General features: G+C 36.0%; 13 protein-coding genes. 8 read left to right on the top strand and 5 right to left on the bottom strand.

Annotated features, from left to right (window positions below; genetic code table 11):
- Window positions 1-6 precede the first annotated feature (6 nt).
- Window positions 7-420 (top strand): exosporium regulatory protein ExsM, encoded by a 414-nt coding sequence (gene exsM / locus K5S59_RS08810; RefSeq protein WP_120450991.1) that lies wholly within the window; start codon window positions 7-9, stop codon window positions 418-420.
- Between the two features lie 141 nt (window positions 421-561).
- Here exsM and K5S59_RS08805 read toward each other — a convergent pair whose 3' ends face one another.
- The 3 genes from K5S59_RS08805 to K5S59_RS08795 all read right to left on the bottom strand — a co-directional run bounded on the left by K5S59_RS08805 (window position 562) and on the right by K5S59_RS08795 (window position 5,360).
- Window positions 562-3,237 (bottom strand): sigma-54-dependent transcriptional regulator, encoded by a 2,676-nt coding sequence (locus K5S59_RS08805; protein WP_212981665.1) that lies wholly within the window; start codon window positions 3,235-3,237, stop codon window positions 562-564.
- Between the two features lie 104 nt (window positions 3,238-3,341).
- A complete protein-coding gene (locus K5S59_RS08800) occupies window positions 3,342-4,079 on the bottom strand; it encodes a polysaccharide deacetylase family protein (protein ID WP_000595800.1) in 738 nt (245 codons plus the stop codon).
- Window positions 4,080-4,286: 207 nt separating this feature from the next.
- Window positions 4,287-5,360, bottom strand: coding sequence for a glycosyltransferase family 4 protein (locus tag K5S59_RS08795; RefSeq protein WP_000378314.1), 1,074 nt, complete (start codon window positions 5,358-5,360; stop codon window positions 4,287-4,289).
- A 572-nt stretch (window positions 5,361-5,932) separates the two neighbouring features.
- On the opposite strand from K5S59_RS08795, the gene K5S59_RS08790 reads away from it, so the two are divergent.
- Together K5S59_RS08790 and wecB are read left to right on the top strand one after the other, a co-directional pair.
- A complete protein-coding gene (locus K5S59_RS08790) occupies window positions 5,933-7,303 on the top strand; it encodes a UDP-glucose dehydrogenase family protein (RefSeq protein WP_098258002.1) in 1,371 nt (456 codons plus the stop codon).
- Window positions 7,304-7,377: 74 nt separating this feature from the next.
- Window positions 7,378-8,493, top strand: coding sequence for a non-hydrolyzing UDP-N-acetylglucosamine 2-epimerase (wecB, locus tag K5S59_RS08785; protein WP_097844748.1), 1,116 nt, complete (start codon window positions 7,378-7,380; stop codon window positions 8,491-8,493).
- A gap of 40 nt (window positions 8,494-8,533) precedes the next feature.
- Here the strand turns inward: wecB and K5S59_RS08780 are convergent, their stop codons facing one another.
- Window positions 8,534-9,661, bottom strand: a complete 1,128-nt coding sequence (locus tag K5S59_RS08780; RefSeq protein ID WP_098258001.1) for an LCP family protein — start codon at window positions 9,659-9,661, stop codon at window positions 8,534-8,536.
- A 74-nt stretch (window positions 9,662-9,735) separates the two neighbouring features.
- The gene (locus K5S59_RS08775; RefSeq protein WP_000926679.1) at window positions 9,736-10,371 is read right to left on the bottom strand and encodes a YigZ family protein; all 636 of its coding nucleotides are present in this window, start codon (window positions 10,369-10,371) and stop codon (window positions 9,736-9,738) included.
- Window positions 10,372-10,610: 239 nt separating this feature from the next.
- Between K5S59_RS08775 and K5S59_RS08770 the strand changes: the two genes are divergently transcribed.
- The 5 genes from K5S59_RS08770 to K5S59_RS08750 all read left to right on the top strand — a co-directional run bounded on the left by K5S59_RS08770 (window position 10,611) and on the right by K5S59_RS08750 (window position 15,683).
- Entirely contained in the window at window positions 10,611-11,453 is an 843-nt protein-coding gene (locus tag K5S59_RS08770; RefSeq protein WP_000844775.1) for a DegV family protein, read from the top strand.
- A 171-nt stretch (window positions 11,454-11,624) separates the two neighbouring features.
- Window positions 11,625-11,939 (top strand): winged helix-turn-helix transcriptional regulator, encoded by a 315-nt coding sequence (locus tag K5S59_RS08765; RefSeq protein WP_000400858.1) that lies wholly within the window; start codon window positions 11,625-11,627, stop codon window positions 11,937-11,939.
- A 147-nt stretch (window positions 11,940-12,086) separates the two neighbouring features.
- Window positions 12,087-13,502, top strand: coding sequence for a C40 family peptidase (locus tag K5S59_RS08760; protein WP_120451115.1), 1,416 nt, complete (start codon window positions 12,087-12,089; stop codon window positions 13,500-13,502).
- A gap of 127 nt (window positions 13,503-13,629) precedes the next feature.
- Window positions 13,630-14,979: an ATP-dependent helicase ComFA gene (comFA, locus tag K5S59_RS08755; RefSeq protein ID WP_000879442.1), complete on the top strand. Its 1,350-nt coding sequence runs from the start codon at window positions 13,630-13,632 to the stop codon at window positions 14,977-14,979.
- Complete coding sequence (locus K5S59_RS08750) at window positions 14,979-15,683, top strand: ComFC family protein (protein ID WP_120450990.1); 705 nt, start codon at window positions 14,979-14,981, stop codon at window positions 15,681-15,683. The genes comFA and K5S59_RS08750 overlap by 1 nt, the downstream gene beginning before the upstream one ends.
- Window positions 15,684-15,727: the final 44 nt, after the last annotated feature.

Below are 15,727 nucleotides of genomic sequence, written 5' to 3'. Positions count from 1 at the left end.
GCCCGTATGACAACACATTTCTTTGCGAGGTTAACAGGCAAGAGGGAAATACCTCCTGTAAATACAGAAGCTTATGGTGTAACAGAGTTCATATTTAGTGGTGATTTAAAGAAATTGCAATATCGGGTCATATTGAAAAACATCGAAAAAGTTACATCATGCCAAATTCATTTAGGGAAAACGGATCAAATTGGTCCAGTTGTTTTAAATTTGTTTGGTCCGCTAAAGCCAGGTATTAGTGTAAATGAAGGAGTCGTGACTGGTGTAGTCAATGTGGATGATTTTGAAGGGCCTTTACAGGGAAGAGCGTTTGATAGCTTACTGCAAGAAATCATTGAGGCGAATGTATATGTAAATGTTTATACGAAGTCCAATAAGAAGGGCGAAATCAGGGGGAGAATCAGGAAAGTAAAGAAGTAGAAAAAAGGCTGTCCATATTTTGGAACAGCCTTTTCTGCTATAAGGTGCAAATTTTAGCGATTTTTGCCTGTAAATCGATTTATCTGGAAAATCGCTGATATAATCCGCGTTACGGTCGATATAGTTAAACAACTGCCTCGATTAATTTTTTACAGGCTGATTTTTAATGAAGAAGTCCATAACATAAAACACTTCGTCATCAGGTATTTGTATTTCAAATGTATTTTCAATCGGTTGCAATGCTTTTTTCACTTTCATATACATCCAGTACTCATCTTGTCTGCGTTTCTCTTTATCTGGATGAGGGAGGAGGCTTTCTCCTTTTTGAAGACGGTCAACCATACAGCTCATATGCAGGATCACACCCATTAAGCTGTCAGGAGTTAGCTGTAAGGAAATCAATTCTTGAATTGTATTTAATGCGTAACGAATTGTTTTAATAAGTAATGCTCCGTCGTTCCGCTGCATTTGTTGTTCCAGAATATCAGCCATTTTTGCATATGTTTCTTCATACGTAATTAATTCTTGAATTGGCTGAATTGCTGTGTAGTTTACAATGTCTTGGAAATGATATGTTAAGCATGGCACTTGCACATCGAAATTTGTGACGATACAAATGATATTCCGCTCTTTTTTTATGTTCTCAATCATTTTCGTTAAATCTTTTTCATGGACGATACTAATCGGAATAATTTCAATTAAGTCTTTGTCAAATCGCAAATAGTTCTCTAACATTTTTTGAATAGCTAAAGCGCTGCCTTCCCCAGTTAAACAAGCTGTCAAAATAACAGATTTCATTGGTGATAGTGGCTTTTTCTTTTCTTCTTGTACGTTTAAGTAAAACGGTGTTAAGTTCTTCACTGTTTCATATAATGCATCTAACGAGTAGCCAAGCTGTGCTTTTCGAGCTGCTTCTAGTGCATGTAGAGTGCTCGTCATGGAAAGAACACGTACCGGAATTTTGAACTCAGTTTCTAATATATCCCCAATATAAGCAAGCGAGCCCATATCAACGAGTAAGAGAAGTCCATTTACATTTTGGAGTGTTTTCATATACACTTTCACACGCTCTAAGAAATCTTTCGGCGATTCATGTAACGGCATATCAATACCGGTTACTTCCTCAATGCCGAGAAGTTCGTTTGCGACGTTTGCCATTTCTGTTGCGATGCCGTTACCGTGCGCTAATATTAATACTTTTACTTCTGTTTGTGAGGCAGGAATTGGATCAACAACGAAGAACATTGTTAAAAAGCCTGCTTCATCAATAGGCATTGTTATTTGTAATTCGTCCTCCAGTAGTTGAATGCATTGCATAGCTACGGAAAAAGCTTCTTTGTATTTCGTACGAATTTGATTTAATTGTGGGTGATGAATTTGTTTCCCAGCTTGCAAACGTTGTAGAGTTGTCTGTACATGTAAACTTAAAGCGAGAAATACTTTTTCATCAAACGTCTTAGATAAATGCTTCTCAGCAAGTACCGCAATTTTTTCACAAACGGAAACGATATTACGATCCACAATTTTAAAAACATTTTCATGACTTGTCTTTTTTGATATTTGGTTAAAATATTGTACGAAAAAGCTTTGAATATCATTTTCTATTAGTAATTCTAATTCTTCCTCTTCAATACCGCGAGCTTGAAGTTCTTCGTATTTATAATCAATATAATCGTATATAGAAGACTGTTTTTCATTCTCTATTTTATGATTACTCCAACCTTCATTACCTGTAAATACAAATGTTTCATTTGGTATTTGGTATAGATGACGGCTCTTTCTTTCAATGAATAGCCCTTCTTTCATATACCAAGGTAAATCTGTACTTGAAACATAAACAGAATCACGTTTCTTTGTCACAAAGTCAGAATAGGCTTTCGCACAGGCAATTTGTACATCCGTTTTTAATTGCCCGATGTTATTGGGACAATTATAAAAGACGAAGGCACGCATTGTATTCGGGCTAACGTGAATTTCTTTTCGTAGGCGTATCGCTTCATTTGTGAAAAATAGTTGTAGTAAAGCAAAGCGTTCTTTATGTGTACGCTCACGAAGTGGTGGCAGCGTAACGGTCATCGGTATACGTCTTGTAAATGTTTTTAATAAAAATGAATTCGGTTCTTCTGTTGTTGCAGTAATGATTAATACTTGTGCTTTACGCTCGTTTTCTGTTTCTCCAAGGCGGCGGTATACCCCGCGGTCAATAAAGGTGAAAAGCATTTCTTGTCCCTCTGGAGGAAGACGGTGTACTTCATCTAAGAAGAGGATCCCTTCATGTGCTTTTTCAATTAACCCTTTTTGATCACTTGCCCCTGTATAAGCTCCTTTTTTAATCCCAAATAACTGCCCCAGTAGTAGCTGTGGATTATTTGCGTAATCAGCACAGTTAAAGACGATAAATGGTGCATTTTTAGGAAGCTGTTCAACTTCAATTGCATATTCGTGCATTAAAGAAGCGAACATAGATTTTCCGACTCCTGTTTCTCCTAGCAGTAAAGTATGCATACCGTTTGGAGGATAGAGAATAGAAGCTTTCGCTTTTTCGATTGCGATTTTAAGGCTTGTATTTTCAATTGCAAATGTATCTAATGAAGTCATTTCCTTTGAATGCGTTTCCAACGAAGCGTTCGTTTCTATATAAAAACGAACAGGACGCGTATTTGTTTTTAATAAACGTTTATCTTTTACAAGTTTGTTTAAGTCGCTACTTACATTGGCGCGATCTAGCTGCAATAGGGTAGCGAGTTCTGATGCGGTTACACCTTCTGTATAATTTCCTTCTTGCATTGCGTTAAAAATGAGATCTATTCGTTTCATTTCTATTCACCTCGAAACTTCATCACTATTTAAAATTTTACACAAAAATGGGAAGGGTGGGAAGAAAAAAATAAAACAGCTTTAGCATATAGGCACTAAAGCTGTTACAATCTTGTGTCTTTCCAAAAGTTCACTTCGAGGTGAGAAGATGGATTATAGGGAAGAAGTTTGTATCCTTGTGACTGTAAGTAATCAATTACTTTGGGCAGTATTTGTACGGTTACACTCGAATCATGCATTAAAATTACTTCGACTTGTTCATCGCTCTGATTACGTACTCTTTCTAGTATGGCAGAAGGATTGTCATAGCTTTTCCAATCGTATGTATCGATTGTCCAATCCCACATTTTATACTGGGCGGATACAAGTGCATCACGGTAATTCTTTTTTAAGTAAGGCATGCTACCATACGGGACACGAACGAGATGTGTATTTAATTTTGTAACTTGTTGAACAATGGTTTGTGTTTGTTCCATTTCTGTAATTAAAGCAGATGGATCACCAGTATAAAGGCGTTTTACATCGTGTGACATACTGTGAAGTCCGATATAATGCCCGTCTTTAATTAATCGTTGCATTGTTTTTTTATAATGTGGCACTTTTCCACCAATAACAAAGAAAGTTGCTTTTCCGTTCTTTTCTTTTAAGATGTTTAAAATTTGCGTAGTATATTTGTTTGGTCCGTCATCAAATGTTAAGTACGCGATTTTTTTGATAGGAGAGGTAGTTTCAGTATTTGGATGATGTTCAGCAGGAATCATTGTAGTCGCTCCTGCATGAGATGACGCGTACATAGTAATTGTTAAAAATAAAATAATGTATTGAAATATTCGCTTGATCATAACATTCACCCTCAGTTTGACAATCAAGATGTAAAAAAGAAAATATAATCCTTTTCTTATTATGTATATCTTTCTCCAATAGTGGGACTCTCAAACAAACTATATTTTGGAAATATGAAATGAGGAGTAAAAAATAAAAAATAGCATCCTCTTATAAGAAAGAGGATACTATTTGAATATTTCATAATAGTAAAGGCTATACTACAATTAGTCTTCGCGTTTTTTCACTTTTTTATAAAAGGAAATAAGTGGTTTGTAACGTTCATGTACAAGCCCAATTACTTCAGCAATAATCTCTGTAAAGAAGATTAAAACGAAAAGAAGAATAATGGATAACCATAATGTCGCACTAGAGAAAATGATTGCATTTACACTAAAGAAAATACCGAATGCGTATATAATTAGTACCGTTTTACGATGAGAGAAGCCCATTGCAAGTAAACGGTGATGTAAATGCGATTTATCTGGTGCTGAAATAGGTTTTTTATTTACGATACGGCGGATAATTGCAAATGTCGTATCAAATACAGGTACGCCTAAAATGATAACTGGAACGATAAAGCTGAATAACGTTACACTTTTGTATAATCCAAGTAACGATATAACAGAAATACAGTATCCTAAAAATAGTGCGCCTGTATCTCCCATGAAAATTTTTGCTGGATGGAAGTTGTAGAATAAAAATCCAATTGTACTTGCTAATGTAATTAATGCTAGTGGTAAAATAATAGCGGCTCCAGTGCCCCATGGGCTAGTGAAGGCCATATATGCTAGCGTTGCAAGTACGATAGATGAAATACCAGCAGATAACCCATCTAAGCCATCAATTAAGTTGATTGCATTTGTAATACCTACAATCCAAAATACTGTAATTGGATAAGCAAGCCATCCAAGTTCAGTATCCCCGAGGATTGGAATATATAATACTTGCACTAATAATCCACTTTTTACAATCATCATGGCAACTAATAGTTGTCCACCGAATTTTACCTTCGCAGATAACTCGTACATATCATCTAAAATACCGATGATTACAATGATAATCGCACCTAGCGTTATCGATAACATTCTTTGTTCATATAAGCCGCCAACAACAAATCCTACAGCTACACCAATAAATATCGCTAATCCGCCAAGACGAGGCATGATCTTTTGGTGTACTTTACGCGCGTTTGGCTTATCTGTTGCTCCTATTTTAAAAGCTAACTTAATAACTAAAGGAGTAACGACGAGTACAGTGATGAAAGATGCCAAAATGGCATAAATCACTTGTGAGTCCATTAATACCCCACCCTTTTATAGTCTAACGTAATTTTTTTAAAATGTATTTATCTGAAAATTATGATGTTTATTTACAGGCTCATAACATATGGTATCACAAAAAGATTAGAATTCAATCTTTTTTTCTTTGTACGGCAAATGGAAGCGGATAGAATATATGACAATTGTATACAGAATGTTGAATCGTTTGAGAAGGTTAATCGTATTGTACTTTAGAATATGACATTGTCTCTGTTTCTTCGATAATGAATATTTTTATTTCAGTATTATAAGTGTTACACGTAGAAATGAGTAAATCCCGTGTTAAAATATGGGAATTTATCTGCATGAACGGGCAGTAGGGCTTCCACATCAAAATTTAGTTGAGAACCTTAATTCCTGTAAAATCTTGATTGGTTTAATTAATCATTAGTGGAGGATGGATGCCCCCAACTAAATAAATTTTCATTTTATATTCTTGCATGCAATTTTACAAAAACTTAAAAAAGAATGGAAAAAGTAATTCATATAATAAAGAAGTAAAAGAGTTTTCTCATTTTTAATGTGAGAGGGGGAAGCACAGGGGAAATTCTATGTATTCGTATATTTTCTATTGCATATTCCTGTGCGAAAAGGAAATGGAAATTACGATAATAGGTACCGGATACGTTGGATTGATTACAGGAGTAGGGTTAGCAATGTTAGGCCATTCAGTCACATGTTTTGATATAAATGATGAGAAAATTGAACGGATAAAACAAGGGGATCTGCCTATTTATGAAGCAGGTTTATATGAATTAATAAATGATGCGTGTGAGAATGATTGTTTAACTTTTACAACAAGTAGGGTAAAAGCATTTTGCGATGCAGAATTTATATTTATTGCAGTTGGAACGCCATCTTTATTAGATGGGACAGCGGATTTAACATATATTCGAAGTGCTTGTAATGATATCGGAACATATGCGACGAACGACATTATTGTCGTTACGAAAAGTACGGTTCCTGTAGGTACAAATGATGTTATGAGAGGATGGATTGAAGAGAAATTACAGAACAGATATGAATTACATATCGTATCGAATCCAGAATTTTTACGGGAAGGTTCAGGGATTTACGATTTCTTTCAGGGAGATCGTATTGTAATTGGAGCAGATAATGAGGAAGCAGCACGGAAAGTGGAGAATTTGTATAGTGAATTACGCTTAAAAACGTATGTTACAGATATAAAAAGTGCAGAGATGATTAAATATGCATCGAATGCTTTTTTAGCGACAAAAATTAGTTTTATCAATGAAATTTCAAATATATGTGAGAAGGTAGGAGCCAATGTATTAGACGTTGCACAAGGGATGGGAATGGATAAGAGAATTGGGGCGTCTTTTTTAAATGCGGGCATTGGTTATGGGGGATCGTGTTTTCCGAAAGATACGAAAGCCCTTGTGCAAATTGCAGGGAATGTGGCACATGATTTTCGCTTGTTAAAAGCAGTCATTGAAGTCAATAATAAACAACAGTTGTTATTGATTGAGAAAGCGAAGAAAGTATTAAATATGAACAAGAAACGGATTGCGGTGCTGGGAGCGGCATTTAAACCGAATACGGATGATATAAGGGACGCACCGTCTCTTATTATGATACAAGAATTAATTCATATAGGTGCGGACGTAGTTCTATATGACCCGAAGGCGATACCAAATATGAAAAACATCTTTGGAGAGACTATACAATATAGCGAATGTATAGATGAATCGATTAGAGGAGCGAGTGCGGCTTTTATCATGACAGAATGGGAGGCTATCCGAGCTTATCCGTTAGAAAAGTACGCACAACTTATGAGAGAGCCTATTTTATTAGATGGAAGAAATTGTTATACTATTGAGGATGTCAAGAAGCAAGAGATAGATTATTATTCGGTTGGAAGAGAAAGTATTTGTAAGAGGGACTTTTCCGTTATTCGTTAAAAAGGCATGTATTCATGTATATTCTTATATGTCATAATAGAATTTGTAACTAGTGAAAGAAAAGAGGCAATGAAATGACTGAACGTTTAAAAGTAATGACAATTTTCGGGACACGTCCAGAAGCAATTAAAATGGCACCTCTTGTGTTAGAGTTGCAAAAGCATCCAGAAAAAATTGAATCGATTGTGACTGTAACAGCACAACATCGTCAAATGTTAGACCAAGTATTAAGTATCTTTGGAATTACGCCAGATTTCGATTTGAATATTATGAAAGACCGCCAAACTTTAATTGATATTACAACGCGTGGTTTAGAAGGTTTGGATAAAGTAATGAAAGAAGCAAAGCCGGATATTGTACTTGTACATGGTGATACAACGACAACATTTATCGCAAGTTTAGCTGCTTTCTATAATCAAATTCCAGTAGGTCATGTTGAAGCAGGACTTCGTACATGGGATAAATATTCTCCATACCCAGAAGAGATGAATCGCCAACTAACAGGTGTAATGGCAGACCTTCATTTCTCACCTACAGCAAAATCAGCAACGAACTTACAGAAAGAAAATAAAGATGAGTCACGCATTTTCATCACTGGAAATACAGCAATTGACGCATTAAAAACGACTGTAAAAGAAACATATAGTCATCCTGTATTAGAGAAACTTGGAAGCGATCGTCTTGTACTTATGACAGCTCACCGTCGTGAAAACTTAGGAGAGCCAATGCGTAATATGTTCCGTGCAATTAAACGTCTTGTTGATAAGCATGAAGACGTACAAGTTGTGTATCCGGTTCATATGAACCCAGTTGTTCGTGAAACAGCGAATGACATTCTAGGCGATCATAGCCGCATTCATTTAATTGAGCCGCTAGATGTAATTGATTTCCACAATGTTGCAGCTCGTTCATACTTAATGTTAACTGATTCTGGTGGTGTACAAGAAGAAGCGCCGTCATTAGGTGTACCGGTTCTTGTTCTTCGTGATACAACGGAGCGCCCAGAAGGTATTGAAGCAGGTACATTGAAATTAGCAGGAACAGACGAAGAGACAATCTTTGGTCTTGCTGATGAATTGTTATCAGATAAAGAAGCTCATGATAAGATGTCAAAAGCATCTAATCCTTACGGTGATGGCCGTGCATCAGAGCGTATTGTAGAAGCAATTTTACAACACTTTAATAAGTAAATAAAAAAGAGCCAAATCATATGCGATTTGGCTCTTTTTGTTATTGCTGATTTCTCATAATCCACTCTGCATGAGCATTCGTAGAAGGAGGTGGCTCAGTTGGTGTTTTGTTCTGATTCGTTTCTTTCTTTGCTTTTTCGTCAGGGTTAGAATTTGAAGAAGGAGTTGATTCGGTTTTTGTAGTTGGATTTTCTTGAGTGTGTGCTGTTTCGCCTAATTCTTTTTTAATTTCGTTACGTACTGTCTCTACACCGATTGGATCTGGAAGGAAGTAATAAATACCACCTATTTTTTTGTCTTCTCCTTCAAGTTTGAACGTTTGTATTGTAGAAGGATCAAACCCAGATATTTTATTGTAAAGGGCAAGTCCGTCAGAAATAGGAATGTCAGTTTTTATATATTTTCCAACGACTGCCGTTAAATCTTTAATTTTAAATACGGTAGAGGCTGAATTTAGTTTTTGAGCAACTGCTGCTAGTAATTGTCTTTGTCTAGCGGCCCGACCGTAATCGCCGTTTGGATCCTGCTTTCGCATACGTACGTATGCAAGTGCTTCTTCTCCATTTAAGTCTTGTTGTCCTTGTTTAAATTCGATTTTTTTGTAATAATCCACGTCCGAACGCTCCCAAAAATCGAATGGGACATCAACGGTAACACCGCCAACAGCATCAACAATACCTTTAAAGCCTTGGAAATCAATTTTAATATAATGGTCTACAGGAACTTTTAGAAAACCTTCGACAGTTTTGATTGCCATTTCTTCTCCACCGTAAGCATGCGCAGCGTTAATTTTGTCCTCTTTGTTCTTGCCAACAATTGGAACGCGACTATCGCGAGGGATACTCATAAGCGAAATCTTTTTAGTTTTAGGATTGACTGTCGCAAACATTAATGAATCTGTACGACCGTTTTGACCGTCCGTTGCATAATCTTCTATACCCATAATGAGGAGTGTGAAAGGCTCCTTTGTAATTTCTACATCTTCGGTTCTCAAGTCCGATTTTTGACGAGTAAAACCACTATACATCCCCATGAGAGAAGTGTAGGAATTTAATATATAAAGTCCTACACCACCAAATAAAAATACGAAAATAAGGAAGTAGAAAAACTTTCTTCTTCGTTTCTTTTTTATTCTGCTATTTTGGAGATGATAATAACGTTCTTCCATATATAATCTCCTTAGTTCATTTGTAGGGAAGTAATTCACTACATTAATCTTTAGAGGTGATAGTATAGTTATTCTTAGATAATATTTTGTTCTAAGTACAACATATCTCCTTCTGTAATTGTACATTTCCCATTTGTTAATTCAATCATCCAATCTGTGAATGCTTGTTTTCCGTCTTCTTCTACATACGTATCAAATGTGACATTTTCGAGATAATGTATATCTTTAATGGCATATTTCGAATTACGTAATTCATTTTCAATTTTGCCAAGTAATGTGTAATCAATTTCGGTCTGCATAACACGCATTAGTTTTCGCTGAACGACACCAACATGATTAATACCCTCACTTGTACATTTTCCATATGCGCGAATTAATCCACCTGCGCCCAGTTTGATGCCGCCAAAATAGCGAGTAACGACAACGACGGTATCTTTTAAACCGCGTTTTTTTAGTACCTCTAACATAGGTACGCCAGCTGTACCGCTAGGTTCTCCATCATCATTTGCTTTTTGGATTTGATCTTGTTCGCCAATCAAATACGCAGAACAATTATGTGTGGCATTCCAATTTTGTTTTTTTATTTTGTGTATAAATTCTTGAGCCTCTTCTTCGGTTGTAGCTCTGCTAACATAACAAATAAATCTTGATTTTTGAATGACAATTTCGTGCTCACCGTAGTCTTTGATTGTTAAATATTGTAATAACACTCGTATACGCCCCTATCTACGAAAATGACTAGTACTTTACATTTTAAAAGCGAGCGTTTTTATATTCAAACATTTTTTATAAATAAGCTGAAATTTTTGGTGAGTATTTTACCTTTTTGTTGTAATTTGTCGAGATGGTGAGTATAATTTCAAATCGGCATTTTCATGTATGGATGCACCATTTTTAGTTTTCGTGTAAACTTAGGGAATAAAAACTTTTTTATAAGGCAGGTACGCAAATGAAAACAGCTATTGTTACTGATAGTACAGCATATATACCGAAGCATATTCGTGATGAACTCAATATATATATGATTCCATTAAACGTTGTGTTTGGAACGGAATCTTATCAAGAAGAAGCTGAAATTTCAGTAGATGATTTCTATGTAAAAGTACGTGAGCAAGAAGAACTTCCGAAAACTTCTCAGCCAGCAATCGGAAAGTTTGTTGAGTTATTTGAAGAGCTATCTAAGGATTATGATGCGGTTATTAGCATTCATCTTTCAAGTGGGATTAGTGGTACATATCAAACGGCAACGACAGCCGGGCAAATGGTAGAGGGTATTGATGTATATACGTACGATTCTGAAATTAGTTGTGAAGTACAAGGATTCTATGTGCGTGAAGGTGCAAAATTAGCAAGCGAAGGAAAGGATCCGAAAGAGATCGTTGCCCGTTTTGATGAAATGAAGAAAACGATGGACGCTTATTTTGTAGTAGATGATTTACATCATTTACAACGTGGAGGACGATTAAATAGTGCGCAAGCCTTCATTGGTAGTTTGTTACAAGTGAAACCCGTTTTATATTTTAGAGATAAAATCATTATTCCATTTGAAAAGATTCGTACACGTAAAAAAGCGTTAAAACGAATTGTTGAAATTTTTGATGAGCAAGCAAGTCAAGGTGTACCTATGGAAGCAGTTATCATTCATGCACAACGTGAAGAGGAAGCGAATGAATGGAAGGCAGAATTAGAAGCAAAATATCCTCATGTCACAATCCGCACAGGTTATTTCGGTGCTGTAATTGGTACGCATTTAGGTGAAGGTGCACTAGGTCTTGGGTGGTATACGAAGTAATAAGATATAAAAAGCTCTCTTTTTAAGAGGGTTTTTTTACGGATATTTTACGTGTAGTTGACAAGTTAATATTTGGAAATGTTAAAATGTACGTAAAATAAAATAATGAGGAAAGTTTTATAACTTACTTTTTACAAGAAACTATATTATAATAGAAGAGAGGTGAAACATATGGAGCATAATTCTTGTTTATGTCCAAAGTTTGAGTCAGCTTTTACTTTGCTTAGTAAAAAATGGACTGGCTTAATTATTAAATCTTTGCTTGAAGAGTCAAAACGTTTTAGAGAAATTGCAGATATTATACCGAATATGAGCGATCGTATGTTATCAGAGCGTTTAAAGGAATTGGAAAGCGAAGGCATTGTAGTTCGTAATGTTTATCCAGAAGTACCAGTTCGAATCGAGTACGGCTTAACTGAAAAAGGGAAAGCATTAGAAAGTGTTATGGATGAAGTCCAAAATTGGGCTGAGAAATGGATGAAATAACGTTTTGATTTCATTCATATTAGTGTATTGTAACAAAACGTAAGGGAAACCTTGCGTTTTTTCTTTGCCTATAAAAAGCTTTTAAAATTCTACACGTATATACAAAAATATGCATATTTTGCGATAGAGTTACATATAATATTACATTTGTTTTACAATAGCGTAACATTAGCAAAAAAAATCCCGAATTATGGTATAAATTTTATAGGTTATATACGGAAAAAGACAAAAGAAAGCGGTGTAAAAAATAAAATGAAAAAGCTAAAAATGGCATCTTGCGCATTAGTTGCAGGGTTAATGTTTTCAGGACTAACACCAAATGTATTTGCAGAAGATAAAATTTCTGACGTGAAATCACAAATTAATACACAAAATGACACTTTACATAAACAACAACAAGAACGTGATGTATTACAAAAGCAAATGAATGACTTAAACAATACAATTCAAAGTTTGGATAAATCTGTTCAAGAGAATGCTTCAAAGCTTGATGAAACAACGAAAAAAGTTGCGGATACTGAGCGATTAATCGAAAATAAAAATAAAGATATTGCAGAATTACAAACGAAAATTGCAAAACGTGAAGAGTTATTAAGAAAACGTTTAGTTGCACTTCAAGAACAACCAAACACAAATGTTGTAACAGAAGTTCTTGTAAACTCTAAAAATGTTGCAGATTTAGTTGATCGTTTAACTTCTGTTTCTAAAATTCTTGAGTCTGACGAAGATATCATGAAAACACAACAAGAAGATCAAGCGAACGTGAAAAAAGATGTTGAAACGGTAAAAACAAAGCAAAAAGAATTAAAAGAAGCACAAGCTCAAATTGAAACTGCTAAGAAAGAACTTGACGCTGAAAAGGCGAAAAAATCAACAGCAGTAAATGATTTAAGCGGTAAAATGGATACAGTTGTAACTTCAATGACAAGTACGGAGAGTCAATTGAAAGATCTGGAAAAACAAGCACTGCAATTACAACGTATTGCTGAACAAGAAGCACAAGAAAAAGCTGCACAAGAAGCTGCTGCTCAAAAACAAGCAGAACAAGCTGCTAAAGATGCGCAAGCGCCTACAGCACAAGCACCTGCAGCACAAACTGCACCAGCAAATAATGGTGGACAAGCTCAAAAAGAGGAACCTAAAAAAGAAGAGCCTAAAAAAGAAGCACCTAAAACAGAAAAGAAAACACCAGAGCAAAACCCAGCACCAACTCCGCCGGCTCCTGGCGTAATTGGTAAAGCGCAAAGCTACTTAGGTTTACCATATGTTTGGGGAAGTGCATCTCCATCAAACGGTGGTTTTGACTGTAGTGGATTCATTTCTTACATCTTCGGCGTAGGTCGTCAAGATGTTGCAGGTTACTGGAACTCAGTTTCTAAAGTAAGTAGCCCACAACCTGGAGATTTAGTATTCTTCCAAGGTACTTATAAACCAGGTCCATCTCACATCGGTATTTACGTTGGTAATGGCCAAATGATTCATGCTGGTGATAAAGGGATTGCATACTCTAGCTTAAGTAGTAGTTATAACCAAAAACATTTCTTAGGATACGGTCGATTCTAGGATTTATAAACGAATAAAACATGTGTATAAAGTCGATAGCTTACTATTTTATAAGTAGGTTATCGGCTTTTTTGAGTTTTTACGAGATCATGAGAAAGGTTTATAGTAATGCTGGAGGTGGTTGCTGATGCTTGCTGGAAAACAGTTGCTATTAGAAGAACTTTCTTCAGATTTACGGAGAGAATTAAGTGATTTGAAAAGGAAGGGAGAGGTCGTATGTGTACAAGGTATAACAAAAAAGGCTTCTAAATATATATGTCAGCGCTGCGGAAATATAGAGCAACGGCTATTTGCATCATTTTTATGTAAAAGGTGCAGTAAAGTGTGCACGTATTGTCGGAAGTGTATAACGATGGGGAGAGTTAGTGAATGTGCTGTACTCGTTCGTGGGATTGCTGAAAGAACAGGTGAAAAAAGTTTAAATTCGTTACAGTGGAATGGGACTTTGTCTACTGGTCAGGAGTTGGCTGCGCAAGGTGTTATAGAAGCTATTAAGCAGAAAGAATCTTTTTTTATTTGGGCTGTGTGCGGGGCTGGAAAAACAGAAATGTTGTTTTACGGTATTGCAAAGGCAATTCAAAAAGGAGAAAGAGTTTGTATCGCAACGCCAAGAACAGATGTTGTACTGGAATTAGCACCGAGATTACAAGAAGTGTTTCCGCATATAAATGTAGCTGCTTTATACGGAGGGAGTGTAGACCGGGAAAAAGATGCAGCGTTAGTCGTTGCAACGACGCATCAATTGTTACGTTACTATAGAGCATTTCATGTCATGATTGTAGATGAGATAGATGCTTTTCCGTATCATGCGGATCAAATGTTACAGTATGCAGTACAACAAGCGATGAAAGAGAAAGCAGCGCGTATTTATTTAACTGCAACTCCAGATGAAAAGTGGAAGCGTAATTTCAGAAGGGGTAAACAAAAAGGTGTCATTATCTCTGGGCGATATCATCGTTATCCGTTGCCAGTTCCTCTATTTTGCTGGTGCGGAAATTGGAAGAAAAGCCTCCATCATAAAAAAATCCCTCGAGTTTTACTACAATGGTTAGAAATGTACGTAAACAAAAAACATCCTATTTTTTTATTTGTTCCTCATGTGCGATATATAGAAGAAATGAGCCTGTTATTGAAATCGTTGGATAATAGAGTGGAAGGTGTACATGCAGAAGATCCGATGAGAAAAGAAAAAGTAGCAGCTTTCAGGAAGGGAGAAATTCCGTTATTAGTTACGACGACAATTTTAGAGAGAGGAGTAACTGTGAAGAATTTACAAGTTGCGGTGTTAGGGGCAGAAGAAGAAATCTTTTCGGAAAGTGCACTCGTACAAATTGCAGGCCGAGCAGGTCGTAGTTTTGAAGAACCTTATGGCGAGGTTGTTTATTTTCATTGCGGTAAGACAGAGGCGATGGTACGCGCGAAAAGGCATATTCAAAGTATGAACAAAAAGGCGAAAGAACAAGGATTAATCGATTAATGCATTGTCTACTTTGCGATGAGTATATGTTGGAAACAGTTAGTTGGTACACCTTCTTTGTAAAGTCTCACAAAAAATATATATGTGATAGGTGTGAGCGGAAACTTTCCTATATTATAGGAGAGATTTGCATGGAGTGTGGGCGACCTTTAGAGGACTTGACTTCCGAATATAAAGAAAATGATATTTGTGTGGATTGCATAAGGTGGATAAAAGAGGAGAAGTATCGTCCTTTTAAAAATCGTTCTTTGCACGTGTACGATGATGAGATGAAAGAAATATTAGCACAGTTTAAGTTTCGGGGAGATGCGGAGTTAGTTCATATTTTTCGTCGATCCTTTCGAGAGCTATGTCAAAAGCATTTTACGAGCGTTTCAAGTGTTATTGCTGTTCCGCTTAGTAGGGAACGGGAATATGAACGTGGTTTTAATCAGGCAGACTTATTAGCAGCTTGTTTACCTGTCAAAATTTCTTATCCATCATTAAGAAGAAGAGAAACAGAAAAGCAAAGTAAGAAGAAACGTAAAGAAAGGCTTTCGGGAAGTAATCCTTTTTATTTTCAGGGAGAAGATATGTTTCATGATCAACATATCTTACTCGTTGATGATGTATATACGACAGGAATTACAGTTAGACAAATTGGAAGTCTTTTATACGATAGAGGAGCAAGGGAAGTTTCTAGTTTGACGCTTTGTAGAAGTTGATCTATAACTGTCGAAAGGGATAATAAAAAGACGATAAGTCTCCT

The organism is Bacillus sp. BML-BC051 (assembly GCF_019656175.1).
Classification (GTDB): domain Bacteria; phylum Bacillota; class Bacilli; order Bacillales; family Bacillaceae_G; genus Bacillus_A; species Bacillus_A mobilis.
The sequence above is the reverse complement of the archived record's forward strand: the minus strand, read 5'-3'. Positions and strand labels throughout refer to the sequence as shown.

What these genes read in the sequence shown, in the direction of transcription:
- K5S59_RS08800 (WP_000595800.1), bottom strand. Translation starts at nt 4,079, where the DNA reads ATGATCAAGCGAATATTTCAATACATTATTTTATTTTTAACAATTACT.
- exsM (WP_120450991.1), top strand. Translation starts at nt 7, where the DNA reads ATGACAACACATTTCTTTGCGAGGTTAACAGGCAAGAGGGAAATACCT.
- comFA (WP_000879442.1), top strand. Translation starts at nt 13,630, where the DNA reads ATGCTTGCTGGAAAACAGTTGCTATTAGAAGAACTTTCTTCAGATTTA.
- wecB (WP_097844748.1), top strand. Translation starts at nt 7,378, where the DNA reads ATGACTGAACGTTTAAAAGTAATGACAATTTTCGGGACACGTCCAGAA.
- K5S59_RS08750 (WP_120450990.1), top strand. Translation starts at nt 14,979, where the DNA reads ATGCATTGTCTACTTTGCGATGAGTATATGTTGGAAACAGTTAGTTGG.
- K5S59_RS08790 (WP_098258002.1), top strand. Translation starts at nt 5,933, where the DNA reads ATGTATTCGTATATTTTCTATTGCATATTCCTGTGCGAAAAGGAAATG.
- K5S59_RS08795 (WP_000378314.1), bottom strand. Translation starts at nt 5,360, where the DNA reads ATGGACTCACAAGTGATTTATGCCATTTTGGCATCTTTCATCACTGTA.
- K5S59_RS08770 (WP_000844775.1), top strand. Translation starts at nt 10,611, where the DNA reads ATGAAAACAGCTATTGTTACTGATAGTACAGCATATATACCGAAGCAT.
- K5S59_RS08780 (WP_098258001.1), bottom strand. Translation starts at nt 9,661, where the DNA reads ATGGAAGAACGTTATTATCATCTCCAAAATAGCAGAATAAAAAAGAAA.
- K5S59_RS08765 (WP_000400858.1), top strand. Translation starts at nt 11,625, where the DNA reads ATGGAGCATAATTCTTGTTTATGTCCAAAGTTTGAGTCAGCTTTTACT.
- K5S59_RS08805 (WP_212981665.1), bottom strand. Translation starts at nt 3,237, where the DNA reads ATGAAACGAATAGATCTCATTTTTAACGCAATGCAAGAAGGAAATTAT.